At 64.3% G+C, this 1,205-nt stretch carries 1 protein-coding gene (running past one end of the window); it reads right to left on the bottom strand.

The features are described from left to right. Nucleotides 1-1,205 carry part of the coding region annotated (locus H5T60_14195; GenBank protein ID MBC7243584.1) for an iron hydrogenase small subunit on the bottom strand (this coding region is incomplete at both ends). Its footprint extends 1,083 nt past the window's final position, so 1,205 of the 2,288 annotated nt are shown.

The raw sequence follows: 1,205 nt of genomic DNA, 5'->3' as shown, positions 1-1,205 counted from the left end.
GGCAAGATGTACTCCTCCACGAAGGTCTTGACATTATCCGGGTCGACATGCATGACCTTATGCCGGCCGATGGTCACCGAAGGCCCGTTGGCGCAGTTGTTGGCGCAGAAGCGCGCCCGCACGCGGAAGCGATCGGTCAACCCGCGCTGGCGCAGTTCTTCCGCCAGCTCCTCCATCACGCGCCAGGAGCCTTTCAGGTAGCAGTTGGTGCTGACGCAGACGCCCAGGTCCACCACCGGTTGGGTCTGGATCAGTTCCTCGATGGGCTGGTCCACGCGCATGGAGCGCCGGCCGTAGGTGGTGTGCAGGGCGTGATGCGACACCTCTCCCATCGGTTCGCCCAGCCATTCGCTGTAAATGGCCTGCACGGCCGGGTTGTCCTGGCTCTTCTTGATCTGTGCGGCGGCATCCATGCGGTACAGCACTTCCAGCCGCTCCTCGCGGTCGGTGGAGAGCTGGGGCGCCGGGTTGCCGGAGCCGTTGATGCATCCGCCCGGACAGGCCATGACCTCGATGAAGTGATAGGGGGCGTCACCGGCGCGAATGCGGTCAATGAGCTGTTGGGCATTCTGCAGGCCGCTGACCACCGCCAGCCGGACGGTGATGCCGTCCAGCTCGATCGTGGCCTCTTTGATCCCCTTCAGGCCGCGCACCTGGGTATATTCCACACTGTCCAGGCGCTTGCCGGTGATGCGCTCCGCCGCCAGGCGCAGGGCCGCCTCGGCGACGCCGCCGCTGGCGCCGAAGATGATGCCGGCGCCGCTGACATTGCCGAACGGGAGGTCCAGCTCCTGCGGTTTCAAGGCCAGCGGGTCAATGCCCTTCTCGCGGAACATACGGATGACTTCGTTGGTGGTGAGGACCGCATCCACGTCCGGCACGCCGTCATGGCAGAACTCGGGCCGGCGGCTCTCATACTTCTTGGCGTTGCAGGGCATGATGGACACGAAGTACAGCCGGTCGGCCTTCACCCCGAGCTGCTTGGCGAAGTACTGCTTCATCACGGAGCCGAACATCTGTTGCGGCGACTTGCAGGACGAAAGAAGCGGCAGTAGGTCGGGCGCCATCTTCTCGCAGTAGTTGATCCAGGCCGGACAGCAGGAGGTGAACTGCGGCAGGTTCTCGCCTTTCGCCAGCCGGCTCAGCAGTTCGGTCCGTATCTTCATGCCTGGCGCCACTTTCGTGGAGGTTGCGGAGACGAAGCG

The organism is Anaerolineae bacterium, from assembly GCA_014360855.1.
In the GTDB taxonomy this organism is placed as follows: Bacteria; Chloroflexota; Anaerolineae; order JACIWP01; family JACIWP01; genus JACIWP01.
This window is presented reverse-complemented; position numbering and strand designations above follow the sequence as displayed.